The sequence below is a fragment of the uncultured Tepidimonas sp. genome (assembly GCF_938045175.1).
Taxonomy (GTDB): Bacteria; Pseudomonadota; Gammaproteobacteria; order Burkholderiales; family Burkholderiaceae_C; genus Tepidimonas.
The window spans coordinates 1-16,074 of the sequence record NZ_CALIND010000058.1 but is presented as its reverse complement, the minus strand read 5'-3'; the positions used below and the strand labels follow the sequence as shown (position 1 = coordinate 16,074).

Annotated in this window: 18 protein-coding genes and 1 pseudogene; 13 read left to right on the top strand and 6 right to left on the bottom strand. The window is 67.0% G+C overall.

The features are described from left to right. Nucleotides 1-119: 119 nt before the first annotated feature. Entirely contained in the window at nucleotides 120-1,118 is a 999-nt protein-coding gene (locus Q0716_RS03095) for an extracellular solute-binding protein (RefSeq protein WP_299019530.1), read from the bottom strand. Between the two features lie 192 nt (nucleotides 1,119-1,310). On the opposite strand from Q0716_RS03095, the gene Q0716_RS03090 reads away from it, so the two are divergent. The 3 genes from Q0716_RS03090 (at nucleotide 1,311) to Q0716_RS03080 (ending at nucleotide 3,103) form a co-directional block, all read left to right on the top strand. After that, the gene (locus tag Q0716_RS03090) at nucleotides 1,311-2,273 is read left to right on the top strand and encodes a patatin-like phospholipase family protein (protein ID WP_366139712.1); all 963 of its coding nucleotides are present in this window, start codon (nucleotides 1,311-1,313) and stop codon (nucleotides 2,271-2,273) included. A gap of 132 nt (nucleotides 2,274-2,405) precedes the next feature. Next, entirely contained in the window at nucleotides 2,406-2,696 is a 291-nt protein-coding gene (locus tag Q0716_RS03085; protein WP_299019526.1) for a nucleotidyltransferase family protein, read from the top strand. After that, on the top strand, nucleotides 2,693-3,103 hold the full coding sequence (locus Q0716_RS03080; protein ID WP_299019525.1) for a DUF86 domain-containing protein: 411 nt from the start codon (nucleotides 2,693-2,695) through the stop codon (nucleotides 3,101-3,103). Before Q0716_RS03085 ends, Q0716_RS03080 begins: the two co-directional genes overlap by 4 nt. A 63-nt stretch (nucleotides 3,104-3,166) precedes the next feature. Here the strand turns inward: Q0716_RS03080 and phaP are convergent, their stop codons facing one another. Both phaP and Q0716_RS03070 read right to left on the bottom strand, forming a co-directional pair. After that, nucleotides 3,167-3,757: a TIGR01841 family phasin gene (phaP, locus tag Q0716_RS03075; protein WP_299019524.1), complete on the bottom strand. Its 591-nt coding sequence runs from the start codon at nucleotides 3,755-3,757 to the stop codon at nucleotides 3,167-3,169. Nucleotides 3,758-3,852: 95 nt separating this feature from the next. Then, nucleotides 3,853-4,896 carry a DMT family transporter gene (locus Q0716_RS03070; protein ID WP_299019528.1) on the bottom strand — a complete coding sequence of 348 codons (1,044 nt, stop codon included), beginning with the start codon at nucleotides 4,894-4,896 and terminating at the stop codon, nucleotides 3,853-3,855. Nucleotides 4,897-5,016: 120 nt separating this feature from the next. Here Q0716_RS03070 and Q0716_RS03065 point away from each other — a divergent pair, with 120 nt between their 5' ends. From Q0716_RS03065 to Q0716_RS03020, 10 genes are all read left to right on the top strand, one after another. After that, nucleotides 5,017-5,994 carry a histone deacetylase gene (locus Q0716_RS03065; protein ID WP_299019523.1) on the top strand — a complete coding sequence of 326 codons (978 nt, stop codon included), beginning with the start codon at nucleotides 5,017-5,019 and terminating at the stop codon, nucleotides 5,992-5,994. Between the two features lie 35 nt (nucleotides 5,995-6,029). After that, complete coding sequence (locus Q0716_RS03060; RefSeq protein WP_299019522.1) at nucleotides 6,030-6,446, top strand: thioesterase family protein; 417 nt, start codon at nucleotides 6,030-6,032, stop codon at nucleotides 6,444-6,446. Next, nucleotides 6,443-7,240: a nitroreductase gene (locus tag Q0716_RS03055; RefSeq protein ID WP_299019521.1), complete on the top strand. Its 798-nt coding sequence runs from the start codon at nucleotides 6,443-6,445 to the stop codon at nucleotides 7,238-7,240. Before Q0716_RS03060 ends, Q0716_RS03055 begins: the two co-directional genes overlap by 4 nt. A 5-nt stretch (nucleotides 7,241-7,245) precedes the next feature. Continuing rightward, on the top strand, nucleotides 7,246-8,262 hold the full coding sequence (locus tag Q0716_RS03050; RefSeq protein ID WP_299019520.1) for a D-glycerate dehydrogenase: 1,017 nt from the start codon (nucleotides 7,246-7,248) through the stop codon (nucleotides 8,260-8,262). Between the two features lie 104 nt (nucleotides 8,263-8,366). Then, nucleotides 8,367-11,204 carry a monovalent cation/H+ antiporter subunit A gene (locus tag Q0716_RS03045; RefSeq protein WP_299019519.1) on the top strand — a complete coding sequence of 946 codons (2,838 nt, stop codon included), beginning with the start codon at nucleotides 8,367-8,369 and terminating at the stop codon, nucleotides 11,202-11,204. A 2-nt stretch (nucleotides 11,205-11,206) separates the two neighbouring features. Beyond that, on the top strand, nucleotides 11,207-11,572 hold the full coding sequence (locus Q0716_RS03040) for a Na+/H+ antiporter subunit C (RefSeq protein ID WP_299019527.1): 366 nt from the start codon (nucleotides 11,207-11,209) through the stop codon (nucleotides 11,570-11,572). Continuing rightward, complete coding sequence (locus tag Q0716_RS03035) at nucleotides 11,572-13,236, top strand: monovalent cation/H+ antiporter subunit D (RefSeq protein WP_299019518.1); 1,665 nt, start codon at nucleotides 11,572-11,574, stop codon at nucleotides 13,234-13,236. Before Q0716_RS03040 ends, Q0716_RS03035 begins: the two co-directional genes overlap by 1 nt. Beyond that, nucleotides 13,233-13,814, top strand: coding sequence for a Na+/H+ antiporter subunit E (locus Q0716_RS03030; protein ID WP_299019517.1), 582 nt, complete (start codon nucleotides 13,233-13,235; stop codon nucleotides 13,812-13,814). Before Q0716_RS03035 ends, Q0716_RS03030 begins: the two co-directional genes overlap by 4 nt. Then, on the top strand, nucleotides 13,811-14,092 hold the full coding sequence (locus tag Q0716_RS03025; protein ID WP_299019516.1) for a K+/H+ antiporter subunit F: 282 nt from the start codon (nucleotides 13,811-13,813) through the stop codon (nucleotides 14,090-14,092). Before Q0716_RS03030 ends, Q0716_RS03025 begins: the two co-directional genes overlap by 4 nt. Nucleotides 14,093-14,103: 11 nt before the next feature. Continuing rightward, entirely contained in the window at nucleotides 14,104-14,448 is a 345-nt protein-coding gene (locus tag Q0716_RS03020; RefSeq protein WP_299019515.1) for a Na+/H+ antiporter subunit G, read from the top strand. On the opposite strand, the gene Q0716_RS03015 is transcribed toward Q0716_RS03020, so the two are convergent. From Q0716_RS03015 to Q0716_RS03005, 3 genes and pseudogenes are all read right to left on the bottom strand, one after another. Further along, nucleotides 14,445-15,344 carry a TIGR00730 family Rossman fold protein gene (locus Q0716_RS03015; RefSeq protein ID WP_299019513.1) on the bottom strand — a complete coding sequence of 300 codons (900 nt, stop codon included), beginning with the start codon at nucleotides 15,342-15,344 and terminating at the stop codon, nucleotides 14,445-14,447. The two genes, Q0716_RS03020 and Q0716_RS03015, sit on opposite strands and share 4 nt — an antisense overlap. After that, the gene (gene efp / locus Q0716_RS03010) at nucleotides 15,344-15,898 is read right to left on the bottom strand and encodes an elongation factor P (RefSeq protein ID WP_299019511.1); all 555 of its coding nucleotides are present in this window, start codon (nucleotides 15,896-15,898) and stop codon (nucleotides 15,344-15,346) included. The genes Q0716_RS03015 and efp overlap by 1 nt, the downstream gene beginning before the upstream one ends. A gap of 31 nt (nucleotides 15,899-15,929) precedes the next feature. After that, nucleotides 15,930-16,074: pseudogene (locus tag Q0716_RS03005) on the bottom strand (IS481 family transposase); the annotation flags it as partial.

The window sequence follows — 16,074 nt, the reverse complement described above, 5'->3', positions numbered from 1 at the left end:
TAAACGTCAATCATAGGCGAAAAAAAGCGCCCACCAGCGGTGGGCGCGTCAAGCACCATGGGGTGCACTCTACCAGGAGTCGGTGCGCGGCCGCTCTGTGTGGGAGCGGCACGCGTGCATCACTTGTAGCCGGCGCGGTCGAGCATTTGCTGCACCTTGGGCAGATTTTTGGCCACGACCGCGAGCGGAATGGTCTCGCGCTTGAAAGCGTCGCCGCCGATGGCCTTGAGCGCGGGGTTGTCGATCTTGACGCCGCGCGCCGCCGGGTACTCGTTGTTGCCGTTGGCGAAGTAGTCTTGTGCAAACGGGCTGGCCAAAAATTCCATGAACTGCACCGCGGCGTCCAGGTTCTTGGTGTGGCGCGCCACGGCGGCGCCGGCGATATTGATGTGCGTGCCCGTGGTGGCTTGGTTGGGGAAGACCACGCGCACGCGCTCGATCACCGTGCGGTCTTCGGGCTTGTCGGATTTGACCAGCCGCGCCAGATAATAGCTGTTGGTCAGCGCCACACCGCACTCGCCGCTGGCCACGGCGCGGATCTGGTCGGTGTCGCCCCCTTTGGGCGGGCGCGCCATGTTGGCGACCAACCCGTTGAGCCAGGCTTGGCCTTTTTCATCCCCCATGCGTTCGATGACGGTGGCAAACAGCGACAGGTTGTACGGGTGCGAGCCGCTGCGTGTGCACAGCAGGCCTTTGAGCTTGGGGTCGGCGAGTTGCTCGTAAGTGGCGACGTCTTCGGCCTTGACGCGCAGCGGGTCGTAGACAATGACGCGCGCCCGCGTCGAAAAGCCGGTCCAGGTTACGCCTTCGGGTGTGCGCGCGGCACGCAGCTCGGGCGGGATGGCCGCGTCGAGCTTGGCCGACCGGATGGGGCGGAACAGCCCCTGCGCGTCGGCGGCGGCCATGCGCGCGGCATCGACCAGCAGCACCACGTCGGCAGGGGAGGCGGCGCCTTCAGCACGCAGCCGCGCGACAATGCCGGCGTCGTCGCTGTCGACACGCTTGATGGCGATGCCCGTGGTGCGGGTGAAGGTGTCGTAGATGACTTCGTCACCGGGGTAGTGGCGCGCCGAGTACAGGTGCAGCACCTTGTCCTGCGCCGCGGCGATCGCGGGCATGAGCAGCGGGGTGGCCAGTGTCAGGGCGGCCAGCGTGCCTTGTACGAAGCGGCGACGCAGCGGTGAAGGACGGTTCGACATGGGTAGAGCTCCTTGTGGCGATGAGGGTCTGACAGTGCATCGGCCACGGCGATCGATGCAGCCGGTGCGATGACGAGAGGGATAATACCACAAACAAGAATCATTATCGTTATGGAGAGAGAAAAGCAAACTTTTTTACCGATGCCATCTCGGCGGCAGTGGCTGGCAGGGAGCGCTGCGGCACTGGCGGCCTGGATGTTAGGCGGCTGCGCAACACCGCCCCCTCCGTCGCCACCTGCTGTTCCGGCGCCACCGCCCGAGCCGCCCCTGCGGCCGCCGCGCATCGGGTTGGCGCTGGGCGGGGGCGCGGCACGGGGGTTTGCCCACGTGGGGGTGATCCAGGTACTCGAGCGCGAGGGCATCCGCCCCGACTTGGTGGTGGGCACGTCGGCGGGCAGCCTGGTGGCGGCGCTGTATGCGCATGGCTTGGGCGGTGCGGCGCTGGAGCGTGCAGCGCTGGAGATGGAGGAGGCGACCATCGCCGATTGGACAGTGCCGATTTTCAACCGCGGGCTGCTGCGCGGCGAGGCGCTGGCGCGCTACGTCAACCGCATGGTGCAGGGGCGGCTGATCGAGGCGATGCCGCTGCCGCTGGGCATTTTGGCCACCGACCTGGCGACGGGCCAGCCGGTGCTGTTTCGGCGCGGCGACACGGGCTTGGCGGTGCGCGCCTCGAGTGCGGTGCCGGGGGTGTTTTCGCCCGTGGCCATCGCTGGTCGCACCTATGTCGATGGCGGCCTGGTGGCGCCGGTACCGGTGGAGCAGGCGCGCGAGATGGGCGCCGAGCTGGTGTTGGCGGTGGACATCTCCAGCCCTGCCGAGCCGCTGGTGCAGACCGATCCGGTGCGGGTGCTGCTGCAAACCTTCACCATCATGGGGCAGACCATCAACCGGCATGTGCTGGCGCGCGCCGACGTCGTGGTGCGCCCAGCACTCGACGGGGTGGGCAGTGCCGACTTTGCGGCGCGCCAGCGCAGCATTGCGGCTGGACGCGCGGCCATGCAGGCCGCCTTGCCCGCGCTGCGCGAGCGCCTCGTCGCGTTGCGCCAGCCGCTGCCCTCGGGCCGCGCGTAAAACGTCACCCGTTTCGCGGGCGTTTCTGCCGTTGCGGCGGCACCCATGATGTCATCTCGCCGTCAACCTGGGCGCGGTTGTTGCGCTCCCTGCTAGGTTGGTCTACCATGGGCCCATGGTGGAGACGAGCGTATGAGGCCTTCGGAAGCCTTGGTCTTGAACCGTGCGGCCATTCGGCAAGTGGTCGAGTCGCACCGCGCCTGCAACGCTCGGGTGTTTGGTTCCGTCCTGCGTGGCGAGGACACCGACGGCAGCGACTTGGACATCCTGATTGATCCCACGCCGGAGACCACCCTTTTCGACATCGGAGCCATCCGTCACGAACTCAGCACGCTTCTGGGCGTGCCTGTCGATGTGCTGACGCCCAACGCACTGCCCGACCACTTCCGGGCTTCGGTGCTGGCACAGGCTCGCCCGGTATGAACCGCGATCGGCAACGCCTGGTGGACTATCTAGGGCACATCGCGCAGGCCATCGAGCGCATCGACCGCTATACCCGAGACATCGACGAGGCCGAATTTCTGAACCATGATCTGGTTCAAGACGCGGTGATTCGAAATGTCGAGATCATCGGCGAGGCCAGCAACAAGATCCTGACATACTATCCCGAATTTGCGGCTGCCCACCCGGAGCTGCCGTTGTCGTTTGCTTACCAAATGCGCAACGCCGTTGCGCACGGCTATTTCAAGGTGGACTTTGAAATCGTCTGGAGGACGATTCACCGCGATCTGCCGGGGCTGTACGAACGGGTGCGCTCGCTGGTGGACCACCCTCAGGCACCGCCGGCTGCGGACGTGGCGAAAAAAAGCCCCGCCAGCGGCGGGGCTTGAAGGGTCCCTGAATCCGATTTCGAAGAGACCCGAGGAGACAACTCGTGACAATGGCCCCGGGCGTCAGCCCGCGCTGCTGCTGCGGCGCGGGCGCGCCGGTGCCTTGGCGGGGGCGGCCGCCGTGGTGTTCGCGTGCAGGTGTTGCTGGGCCTGCTCGGCGGCCTGGTGAAACTGCTGGGCCGCCAGCTCGTTGGCCTGCCGCACGGCTTGCTGGATGGTTTCCATGGCCGAGGTGGCGGCGTTGACCGCGTTGCGCATGGCCTCGACGGCGGCTTCGGTGCCAGCCGGGGCATTCTTGGCGATGTTGTCCATCACCGCCTGCGCCTTGAGCTGCACGTCGGCGGCGTTGTGCTCGGCCAGTTCGGTGAAGGCACCGCTGGTGCTGGCAGCGATGTCGTACAGCTGGCGGCTGTAGGCGATGGCTTTTTCGGCCAACGGCTGCAGTAGCGCGGCCTGGCGCTGCAGCAGTTCTTGTGCATCTTTGGCCGACAGCAGGGCCTGCGTCTGATCGGCGGAGTCGCGCAGCGCGGCACGGGTGGCTTGCAGGTTGAGTTCGACCAGCTTTTCGACCCCCTCGAACGCCTTGCGGGTCAGCCCGAAGAGCATGTCGATGTTGGCCTTGTGGGCGGCCGCCAGTTGTTCTGGGGTCAGCATGGTTTCCTCCGAAAGTGGGTGACTGCTTTTGCTGCGCTGCAGCATGCGTTGATTATCACGCATTGCAGGCACCTTGGCAATCCCCCTGTGTGAGGCTAGTGCTTGTGTCGATGATGAATGTCCGGAAAATGCGGATGTCGGTGCGTGATGGCCTGGTGCCGATGCACATGCACATGGGGCTCTCGCCCATCCCAGGCAAAGGCATGTTCATGCTGGTGGTGCTCGTCGTGGACATGGGCATGGCTGTGTTCTAGTGGCTCATGTGTGTGTTCGTGTTCGTGTCGCTCGGTCAGGTGCAGCCAGATGCCCAAAACCATCAACCCGCACGCTACCCAGAACCCGGGTCCAACCGATTCGCCCAACCACCACAATGACACCAAAGCGCCAATGAACGGTGCCACGGAGAAATACGCACCGGCGCGGGCGGTACCCAGGCCTCTGAGCGCAAGCACAAACAACACCAGGCTGATGCCATAGCCCAACAGCCCCACCACCATCGCAGCCAGCACGCCGGGTAGCGTGGGCCAAAGCGTACCCAGGGCCATGGCCGCAGTGACGTTCACACAACCGGCCACAAGCCCCTTGCTGCCCGCGATGAACAACGCATCGGATGCGGATACCTTGCGCGTGAGGTTGTTGTCGATGGCCCAACACAGGCAGGCCAGCACGATCAGCCCCGCGCTCCAGTTCATTCCGGTCTCTGCCGCCCCTTGGGCTGGCCACGACAGAATCAAGCCGCCTGCCACGATGGCCATCATGCCCGCCACCACCCGTCGATCGGCATTTTCCTTGAAGATCACCCAGGCCAAAACGGCTGTGAGCACCGTTTCAAGATTGAGCAGCAAAGAGGCCGTGGCCGCGGCTGTGTGCTGCAGGCCTAGCATCAGGGCTACGGGACCCAACACACCTCCAAACAAGATCGCGCCTGCCAGCCACGGCCAATCGTCCGGTCGCATTCCGGTGGTATGCCAGCCTTGGTCACGCCACAGCCGCGCGGCCATCAAGCCAATACCGCTGCCCAGGTAAAGCAGCCCACCCAGCAAAACTGGCGACACCGACCCCAGTAATAGTTTGGCGAATGGCGTGCTCAAACCGAACAGGACTGCCGCGCCGAGCGCGAACCAAATACTGGCTTTCATGGGGTTGGGGAGAGTTTGCGCAACGGTACGCTGTCGTGAGTATTCCACACGCCGGGCGCGCACTGGCAGCCATCTCCCCGCGGGCGGGTGCCGGCGGATCTTCCTGGCACACTTGGCGTCATGCAGGTGTTTTATGCCACGCAGTTCGTGTTGCCGCTGCCCGCGGGTCACCGCTTTCCGATGGCCAAGTACGCGCTGCTGCGCGACGTGTTGGCCCGCGAGCCGGACATTCGCCTGCGGCTGGCCGAGCCGGCCAGTGACGGCGAGCTGGCGCTGGCGCACACGCCTGCGTACGTCGATGCCGTCGTGCACGGCGCGCTGAGCGCGGCGCAGCAGCGCGAGATCGGATTTCCGTGGAGCCCGGCGATGGTGGAGCGCGCACGTCGCTCCGTGGGGGCGACGGTGCAGGCGTTTCGCGTCGCGTTGGCGGGCGAGGGAGTGGCGGCCAATATCGCGGGCGGCACCCACCACGCCTATCCAGACAAGGGCAGTGGGTTTTGCGTCTTCAACGACGTGGCGGTGGCGGCCCGCCTGTTGCAGGCGGAGTGGGCGCGGCGGGGCGCAGCCCAGCGTGCGTGGCCGCTGCGTGTGGCCATCATCGACCTGGATGTGCATCAGGGCAACGGCACGGCGCGCATCTTCCGCGACGACCCGTCGGTGTTCACGCTGTCGCTGCACGGGGCGCGCAATTTTCCGTTTCGCAAGGAGCCCAGTGACTGTGATGTCGAACTGCCCGACGGCTGCGGCGATGCCGAGTATTTGGAAGCGCTGGAGTGGGCGCTGGGCGAGCTGGAGCGGCGCTTCGCCGCAGACGCGGTGTTGTACCTGGCGGGGGCCGATCCGCACGAGGGCGATCGGCTGGGCCGCCTGAAGCTGACCGACGACGGTATGGAGGCGCGCGACCGGCGCGTGTTCGAATGGGCGTGGCAGCGCCGATTGCCGCTGGCAATGGTCATGGCGGGCGGCTACGGGCACGACATCGCCACCACGGTGCGCGTGCAGTGCAACACCTACCGTGTCGCACTCGCGTACTGGCGGCGCTGGCGGGCGATGGCAGAATCGGGCGAGACCCGTCGACCACAGGAGTATTCCCCGTGACGCATGGCAGCACTGCCACTGAACGGCCCCAGCCTTTGCCCCGATCCCATTACCGCGCCTGGGTGCCCATTGGCACGCGCTGGGCGGACAACGACATTTACGGCCACGTCAACAACGTGGTGTACTACAGTTGGTTCGACACGGCGGTCAACGGTTACTTGATCGGCCGCGGGGCGCTAGACATCCATGTGGGGGACGTGATCGGGCTGGTGGTCGAGACGCAGTGTCACTACTTTGCGTCGCTGGCGTTTCCGCAGCCCGTGGAGGCGGGGCTGCGCGTGGCGCACATCGGCCGATCCAGTGTGCGTTACGAGGTCGGCATCTTTGCCACGGGCGCCGACACCTGCGCCGCGCGGGGGCACTTCGTGCACGTGTACGTGGATCGCGTCAGCCGGCGTCCAGTGCCGGCGCTGCCCGCCGCGCTGCGTCGCGTTTTGGAGGAATTGCAATGAACGCTTCAGTACCCGCTGCGTCGGGGGTCGCCCAAGGCGAACCAGAAATCGCGCTGCCGCGGCTGGAGCTCGATCCGCTGCGTGCGGCGGCGCGCGCCATCGACCCCGCGCAGGTGGAGGCGGCCATCGTCGGGCGGCGTTCGGTGCGCGCCTTTTTGCCGCGGCCGGTGCCGCGGCCGCTGATCGAGCGGCTGCTGCAGGTGGCGGCGCGCGCGCCGTCGGGCACCAACACCCAGCCGTGGAAGGTCTATGTGCTGCAGGGCCGTGCGCGCGACGCGCTGGTCGAGCAGGTGTGCGCCGCGCACGATGCGATCCGTGCCAACCCGGCGCTGGCGGCCGACTATCAGGAGGCCTATGACTACTACCCCAGCCAGTGGGTTAGCCCCTACATCGACCGCCGCCGCGAAAACGGCTGGGGGCTGTACGGGCTGCTGGGCATCGGCAAGGGCGACAAGGACAAGATGCACGCGCAGCACCAGCGCAACTTTCGCTTCTTCGACGCGCCGGTGGGGCTGATGGTGACGATCGACACCGTGATGGGACGCGGCTCGCTCGTGGACACGGGCATGTTTTTGCAAAACCTGATGATCGCCGCGCGCGCGCACGGGCTGGATACCTGCCCGCAGGCGGCCTGGAATGCCTATGCCCGCATCATCCTGCCGCACATCGGCGCCAGCGAGCACGAGATGCTGGTGTGCGGGATGTCGCTCGGCTATGCCGACCCGGACGCGCTGGTCAACCGGTTTGTCACCCCGCGCGAGCCGATCGAGCGCTTCGTGACCTGGGTGGAGTAAGTGCGATGGACGGACATCCGTGCGCATCGGCAAGCGGCGGCCGACCCGCAGTATTGGTGGCGCGGGCGGTCTTTCCCGAGGCCGTCGAGCGTCTGCGCCAGCACTTCGACGTCGAGGACAACCCCACGGACGAAGAGTGGCCGCGCGAGGCGTTGATCCGTCGCCTGCAGGGCAAGGCCGGTGTGCTGCTGACGGGCACCCAGCGCGTCGATGACGCGCTGCTGCGCGCCTGCCCCGCGCTGCGCATCGCGGCCAACATGACGGTGGGCTATAACAACTTCGACGTCGAGGCGATGGATGCGCACGGTGTGGTGGGCACCAACACGCCAGGCGTGCTGACCGAGACCACGGCCGACTTTGGCTTTGCGCTGCTGCTGGCCGCGGCGCGGCGCGTTACCGAGAGCGAGCGCTTTTTGCGCGCCGGGCAGTGGACGCGCTGGTCATACGATTTTTTCGTCGGCGCCGAGGTACACGGCACGACGCTAGGCATTTTGGGCATGGGCCGCATCGGGCAGGCGATCGCGCGCCGGGGCGCGCACGGCTTTGGCATGCGCGTGCTCTACCACAACCGGCACCGGCTGGATGCAGCGGTGGAGGGGGCGTGCCGCGCCACCTGGGTGGACAAGGACACGCTGCTGCGCGAGTCGGACCACTTGGTGCTGGTGCTGCCCTATACACCGCAGAGTCACCACACCATCGGTGCGGCGGAGCTGGCGCGCATGAAGCCCAGCGCCGTGCTGGTCAACCTGGCGCGCGGCGGCATCGTGGATGATGCGGCGCTGGCCGAGGCGCTGCGCGAGCGCCGCATCGCCGCCGCGGGGCTGGACGTGTTCGAGGGCGAGCCGACGGTGCACCCGGGGTTGCTTTCGGTGCCCAACGTGGTGCTCACGCCCCACATCGCCAGCGCCACGCTGCGCACGCGACGCGCCATGGTCGATCTGGCGGTGGACAATCTGATTGCGTATCTGACAGAAGGGCGGGCGCTGACGCCGGTGAACCAGCCGCCCGCGCCGCGCGCGTGACCTGGCGTGCCGGGGGGCTGGCGCACTTGCCTACAATCCGGGGCGTCATTCATCCTGCGGTGGTCGCCCTTCGGGGGTGCCCGCCCGTGCCTTGAGTCCATGCGATGACTCTGCTGTTGATCGTTTTTTTGCCCCTGCTGTTGGGGACTGCGCTGACGGGGGTGCTCGGCGGGCGCTCGCGTCGTGCCGCGGCGCTGGCCGCCGCCGCCGTCACCGTCGGCAGTCTGGTGTTGCTGCTGCTGCAGGCCCCGGCCGCCTGGAGCGGGGTGGGGGAGCGGGCATTTTTCCCTTGGGTGCCCGAGATCGGCCTGCACCTGAGCCTGCGGCTGGACGGGCTGTCGTTGATGTTCGCCGGGCTGATCACGGCCATCGGCCTGCTGATCATCCTGTACGCCAGTTACTACCTGTCGCCACAGGACTCGGCGGCCAAGTTCTACGCGCTGCTGATGCTGTTCATGGCCGCCATGCTGGGCGTGGTGCTGTCGGACAACCTGCTGGTGCTGGTCGTGTTCTGGGAGCTGACCAGTGTGTCGTCCTTTTTGCTGGTGGGCTACTGGAGCCATCGGCCCGATGCGCGCAGCGGTGCGCGCCAGGCGCTGGCCGTCACGGGTGGCGGTGGGCTGGCGATGCTGGGTGGCTTTGTGCTGCTTGGGCTGATCGCGGGCACCTTCGAGATCAGCGAGATGACGGGGCGCGCGGCGGAGATCCAGGCCGATCCACTGTTCCTGCCGGCGCTGCTGTTGATTTTGCTGGGCGCGTTCACCAAGAGCGCGCAGTTTCCGTTCCACTTCTGGCTGCCCGACGCGATGGCGGCGCCCACACCGGTGTCGGCGTACCTGCACTCGGCCACCATGGTCAAGGCAGGCGTTTTTTTGCTGATGCGGCTGCACCCGGTGCTGGCGGGGTCGGGCTGGTTCGAGGCGATCGTGACCACGGTGGGGGCGGTGACGCTGCTGTTTGCGGCCTTCATCGCCCTGTTCAAGCATGATCTCAAGGGGCTGCTGGCGTATTCGACGGTCAGCCACCTGGGGCTGGTGACGTGTCTGGTGGGGCTGGGCTCGCCGCTGGCGGCGGTGGCGGCGGTGTTTCACGTGCTCAACCATGCAACGTTCAAAGCCTCGCTGTTCATGGTGGCGGGCATCGTGGACCACGAGACGCACTCGCGCGATATGCGTCAGCTCGGGGGCCTGTGGGCCTTCATGCCGTGGACGGGGGCGCTGGCGCTGGTGGCCGCCGCCGCCATGGCGGGGGTGCCGCTGACGAATGGCTTTTTGTCGAAAGAAATGTTTTTTGCCGAGGCCGTGACGGCGGCGACATCGCCGTGGGGCGCGCTGCTGCCCGTGGTGGTGACGCTGGCCGGGGCGTTCAGCGTGGCGTATTCGCTGCGGCTGGTGCACGATACCTTCTTCAACGGCCCGCTGGGCGAAGTGCCCAACGCCCACCCGCACGAGCCGCCGCTGGGCATGAAGCTGCCCGTGGCGCTGCTGGTGCTGCTGTGCCTGCTGGTGGGGGTGCTGCCGGCGCTGGTGGCCGGGCCGCTCGTCGATGTCGCCGCCCGCGCCATGGTGGGGGGCGCGTTGCCAGCGTATCACCTGTCTTTGTGGCACGGGTTCAATGTACCGCTGCTGATGAGCGCGCTGGCGCTCGTCGGTGGGGTGGCGCTGTACGCGGCGCTGGTGCGGGGGCGGCGCCTGCACCGCATCGTGTCGGAAGACTGGTTTGGCCGCTGGACGGGGCGTGCGCTGTTCGAGTCGGCCGTGGACGCGCTGTTCGGTGTCGCTGGACGCCTGACGGTGGCGCTGGAAAACGGCTCGCTGCAGCGCTACCTGGTGTGGTTGTTGGGGGCGGCCATCGTGGTGGCGGCCGCGCCATTGGTGGGGCAGCCCATCGGCACGGGTGGGCGCACGCCGTTGGATGCCAACGTGCTGGCCGTGGTGGTGTGGCTGTTGCTCGCGGCGACATGTATCGCCTTGGTGCTGACCCACCACCAGCGCTTCCTGGCCGTGGTGCTGGTGGGGGTCGTGGGGTTGGTGACGTCGCTGACCTTCGTCAGCCTGTCGGCGCCCGATCTGGCGTTGACGCAGCTGTCGGTGGAGCTGGTGTCGACCGTGCTGTTGCTCATTGGGCTGGCGCTGCTGCCCCAGTACACGCCGCGCGAGTCGTCGGCCAACCGCCGGCTGCGCGACGCGGCACTGGCGCTGGCTGCGGGCGCTGGTATCGCCTGGATCGCCTGGGTGATGCTCACGCGCGATCACGCCTCCATCGCCTGGTACTTTTTGGAGCAGTCGCTGCCCAAGGGCGGTGGCAGCAACGTGGTCAACGTGATCCTGGTCGATTTCCGCGGCTACGACACCTTTGGCGAGATCACCGTGCTGGCCATCGCGGCCATCGGCGTGCTGGCACTGATGGAGGGCATGCGCGTGCACCGCCCGCCGGTCGACGAACAGGGGCGGCGCTGGACGTTTGCGCAGCATCCCTTGCTGTTGCGGGTGGCGGCGTCGGTGGTGTTGCCGGTGGCCTTGGTGGTGGCGCTCTACATCTTCATGCGTGGCCACAACATGCCGGGCGGGGGCTTCATCGCGGGCCTGGTGACGGCGGTGGCCATCGTGCTGCAATACATGGCGATGGGGCAAGGTCCCGCCGAAGCGCTGTTGCGTGCCCAGGGCGGACGGCGTTACGTGCGCTGGATCGGATCGGGGCTTGCCATCGCGGGGTTGACGGGGGCGGGGGCCTTCGTTTTTGGTCGGCCATTCCTGACCAGTGCGCATGGGCACCCCTATGTTCCGCTGCTGGGTGAGCTGCCGCTGGCATCAGCCGCGCTGTTCGACCTGGGGGTGTATGCGACCGTGGTGGGCGCCACGTTGTTGACGATCTCCGTCCTCGGGGCGGCGAGCGTCGACGGGCCCCAGTCGGCCGACGGACACCAGGAGCAACGCTCATGAGCATGGAATTTCTCGTCGCCACTGGCATTGGCATGGTGACCGCGTGTGGCGTGTACCTGCTGTTGCGCGGGCGCACCTTCCCCGTCGTGCTGGGCCTGTCGCTGCTCGGCTACGCGGTCAACGTCTTCATTTTCGTCATGGGGCGGCTGTGGACCGATGCCCATCCCATCTTGGTCGGCAATGACCCGGTAGCCGATCCGCTGCCGCAGGCACTGGTGTTGACGGCGATCGTGATCGGCTTTGCCACCACGGGGTTCGTCGTCGAGCTGGCCCTGCGCAGCGCGCACGAGGCGCGCAGCGATCACGTCGATGGCGCCGAGCCGGGCGGCCGCGGTGGCGCGGCGGGCCGTGATGGGGGGGCGGGTTGATGCAGGCCCTGCTGGCATTCTGGGGGACGCATGCGCCCGTGCTGTCGGTGCTGCTGCCGTCGTTGACGGCGGTGGCCTTGTTGTTGCTGGGCGACCACGATGGCCTGTCGGCCCAAGGTGGACCGCACGGCGGCGCGCGCGTGCGCTGGCGGCGCGCGCTCAGCCTGGCGTCGGCCGCGTTGGGCCTGGCCATGGCCGTGGGGCTGGTGGCGCGCGCGGCCAGCGGCGAGCTGATGGTCTACGAGCTGGGCGAGTGGCCCGCGCCGTTCGGCATCGTGCTGGTGTTGGATCGACTGTCGGCCCTGATGGTGCTGCTGACGCAAGCGGTGGCCGTGCCCGTGCTGTGGTATGCCTGCGGCGGCTGGGACGTGCGCGGGCGACATTTCCACGCGGTGTTTCACTTCCAGCTCATGGGGCTCAACGGCGCCTTCCTGACCGGCGACTTGTTCAACTTGTTCGTCTTTTTCGAGGTGCTGCTGATCGCGTCCTACGTGCTGATGCTGCACGGCCTGGGGCGCGAGCGCCTGCGCATGGGCGTGCACTACGTGGTGCTCAACCTGACGGCATCGGCGCTGTTCCTCATTGGGTTGGCGATGTTTTACTCGGTCACCGGCACGCTCAACATGGCCGATGCGGCGCTGCAGGTCGCGCGCCTGGAGGGCGATGCGCTGCGGCTGGCACAGTCGGCAGCGCTGATTCTGCTGGTGGTGTTCGGGCTCAAGGCCGCGCTCGTGCCGCTGTACTTTTGGTTGCCGGGCACCTACGCCGCGGCCAGCGCGCCGGTGGCGGCGCTGTTTGCCCTCATGACCAAGGTCGGGGTGTACAGCATCGTGCGCGTGCACTGGGTGATTTTCGGGGTCGACGCCGGGGCGGCGTCGTTGACGGCGCAGTCGTGGCTGTTGCCGGCGGCGCTGCTGACCAGTGTGCTGGGCGTGCTGGGGGCGTTGGCGGCGCACACCCTGGCACGCATGGTGGCGTACCTGACCGTGTCTTCCGTGGGCACGATCCTCACCGGGGTGGCGCTGTTTACGCCGGCCACGCTGTCCGCGGCGCTGTACTACACGCTGCACAGCACTGTGGTGATCGCGGGTTTGTTCTTGTTCACCGAGCTGGTGGCCGCCCAGCGCGGGACGATGCACGACCGCCTGCAGCCCGCCCCTGCCGTGCGCGAGCCCGTGCTGCTGGGAGTGATGATGCTGTTTGGTGCTGCGTCGGCGGCCGGTCTGCCGCCGCTGCCCGGTTTTTTGGGCAAGCTGATGCTGCTGCAGAGCACGGCGGATTTGCCCGTGCAGCCGTGGGTGTGGGCCGTGGTGCTGGGCGTGGGGTTTATGACCCTGCTGGGCTTGGCGCGGGCAGGGGTGGTGATGTTCTGGCACGTGCAGCCCGATGACGGCAGCGTCACTGCGGCGGGCAGTAGCGCGCGGTTGCTGGCTGCACCGTGGATTTTCATGGGGCTGACGGTGGCGATGGCACTCGCGGCAAGTCCCATCAAGGCCTATACCGATGCGCTGGCCCAGCAGTTGACCGACAAGGATCATTACGCGGCCACCGTGCTGCAGCGCCAAGGTGGCGCGGACGTGCCGACGACGCGGCCGTACGACGGCCGCCGCGTGCTGCCGAACGACGCGGCGCCGACCGGTGCCGCGCAGGAGGACCGCCCATGACCACGCCGACCCCGCGCGCGCCTTTCCACCCCGCCGACGGGACGCCCCGCTGGCGCGTCTGGTTTCCCCATCCCGTGCTGTCGCTGTTGCTGGCGGCGACCTGGCTGGCGTTGTCGCACAGCGTGGCGCTCGTGCACCTATTGACGGCGGTGCTGCTGGGTTGGGGGCTGCCGCGACTGTTGGCCCCGTTTTTGGGTGCGGCCAGTTGCATCCACTGGCCCGGCGCCGTGCGATTGTTCTTCGTGGTGTTGTGGGACATCGTGGTGGCCAATGTGACGGTGGCCCGGTTGACGCTGGGCCCCCTGCAGCGCGTGCAGCCAGCGTGGCTGCGCGTGCCACTGGCCAGCACCCACCCGAGCGTGAACGCTTTGTTTGCCAGCATCATCACGATGACGCCGGGCACCGTATCGGCGGTGGTCGACGAGGAGCGGGGCGAGATCCGCGTGCACGCACTCAACTGCGACGATGCCGCCGCGATGGTGGCGGACATGAAGGCGCGCTACGAGGCGCCCCTGCTGCGGATATTCGGGGTCGATGACGATGCGCATGGTGCATCGGGACGAGGAGGTCGGGGATGAGCAGTGCGCTGTTGGCATGGGCGCTGGACGTGGGCGCGGTGACGGTGGCGGTCTCGGTGCTGCTGTGTGGCTGGCGTCTGCTGCGTGGGCCCGAGCGGCTCGATCGCATCCTGGCGCTCGACACGCTGTACATGGGGATGGTGGCGCTGGTCATCCTGCTGGGGATGCGCTACGACACGCCGCTGCTGTTCGAGGCGGCGTTGATCGTCGCGATGATGGGCTTCGTCTCCACGGTGGCGCTGGCGCGCTACGTGACCCGTGGTGACGTGATCGAGTGACGGAGAGCGACATGACCGTTTGGCTGGAACACCTCGCTGGGGTGCTGATCCTGGTGGCCTCGTTCTTTTTGCTCGTGGGCTCGATTGGACTGGTGCGCTTTCCCGACTTTTACATGCGGCTGCACGCCCCGACCAAGGCCTCGACCCTGGGCGTGGGGGGCGTGCTGCTGGCGTCGATGCTGGTTTCGCTGGTGCATGGGCGGCCCGGCATCGCCGAGCTGTTGATCACGCTGTTCGTGTTTGTGACCGCGCCCGTGTCGGCCAATCTGATGGCGCAGGCCGCACTGCACTTGCGGCTGGCGTCGCGCGCGCCGGTGCCGCGCGACGCGGTGCCCGAGCGCCGTCACGAGCGCTAAGCGCTGGCGTCAGGTACGCAGGCGGTGGGCAGGTCGTAGAAGGCACGGATGCCGTTCCACGCCGCTTCCGGGGTGTCCACGTAAGTAAAGAGCTCGAGGTCCTCGGGCGAGATGACGCCCTCGTCGACCATCACCTCGAAGTCGATCACCCGCTTCCAGTAATCGCTGCCGTACAGGAAGACCGGCACCGGCTTGGCCTTGTGCGTCTGCACGAGCGTGAGCACCTCGAACAGTTCGTCCAGGGTGCCAAAGCCGCCGGGGAAGGCGACCAGCGCCTTGGCGCGCATCATGAAATGCATCTTGCGCAGCGCGAAGTAGTGAAACTTGAAGCGCAGGTGCGGGCTGATGTAGGGGTTGGGCTCCTGCTCGTGCGGTAGCAGGATGTTCAGTCCCACGTTGGGTGCGCCCAGGTCGTGCGCGCCGCGGTTGGCCGCTTCCATGATGCCAGGGCCGCCACCGGTCACGATATAGAGCTTCGCGGCGTCGGGGCAAGACTGGCTATAGGCAGCCACCAATTGCGCGAAGCGCCGGGCTTCGTCGTAGTAGCGCGCGTTACGGCGAATCGCCGCCGCCCTTCGCACGGCCACCGCATCGCCGCTGGCTTGTGCCTCGGCCCACATGGCCTCGGCCTGGGCCGGCTCGCGAAAGCGGGCGCTGCCGAAGACGACGATGGTGTTGTCGATACCCGCCTCGGTCTGCGCGAGGTCGGGCTTGAGCAGCTCGAGCTGAAAGCGGATGCCGCGCGTTTCGCGTCGTAGCAGGAATTCGGGGTCGACAAAGGCCAGCCGATAGGCGTCGGGTGCGGGCCGGCTGCCCTTGTCGGACAGCAGGTGCATCTCGACGACCGCGTCGGCCAGCCGCTGCGTCTGCAGGTCGTGCTCGGGGTCGTGCACCATTAGACGCGCTTGCGGTATTCGCCGGTGCGGGTATCGATTTCGATTTTGTCGCCCTGCTCGACGAAGATCGGCACCATGACCTCGAAACCGGTGGCAATCTTGGCCGGCTTGAGCACCTTGCCCGAGGTGTCGCCCTTGACGGCCGGTTCGGTCCAGGTGACCTCGCGCACGACGGAAGTGGGTAGCTCGATCGAGATGGCCTTGCCTTCGTAGAACACGACCTCGGCGGTCATGCCGTCTTCGAGGTAGTTGAGGGCGTCGCCCATGTTTTCTGCCTCGACTTCGTACTGGTTGTACTCACTGTCCATCCAGACGTACATCGGGTCGGCGAAGTAGGAGTAGGTGCATTCCTTCTTGTCGAGGATGATGTTGTCGATCTTGTCGTCGGCCTTGAAGACGACTTCGGTGCCGCTGTTGTTGAGCAGCGCCTTGAGCTTCATGCGCACGGTGGCGGCACCGCGGCCGCCGCGCTGGTATTCAGTCTTGAGGACGATCATCGGGTCCTTGCCGTGCATGATGACGTTGCCGGCGCGGATTTCTTGAGCGAGTTTCATGGTAGCTTTGGCGGGAGTTCGTCGAACAAACCTAACTGTCAGGTCCCGGACGATTACGTGGCACTTTTATGAAAAGTTCCGGTTTTTCTTTGTACCATCTTTTCATGGCCTCGATGGGCGGGACATGTCCCAGGGCTTTCTGGGGGATGTGGTGATTGTACAGCCAGACGTAGCGA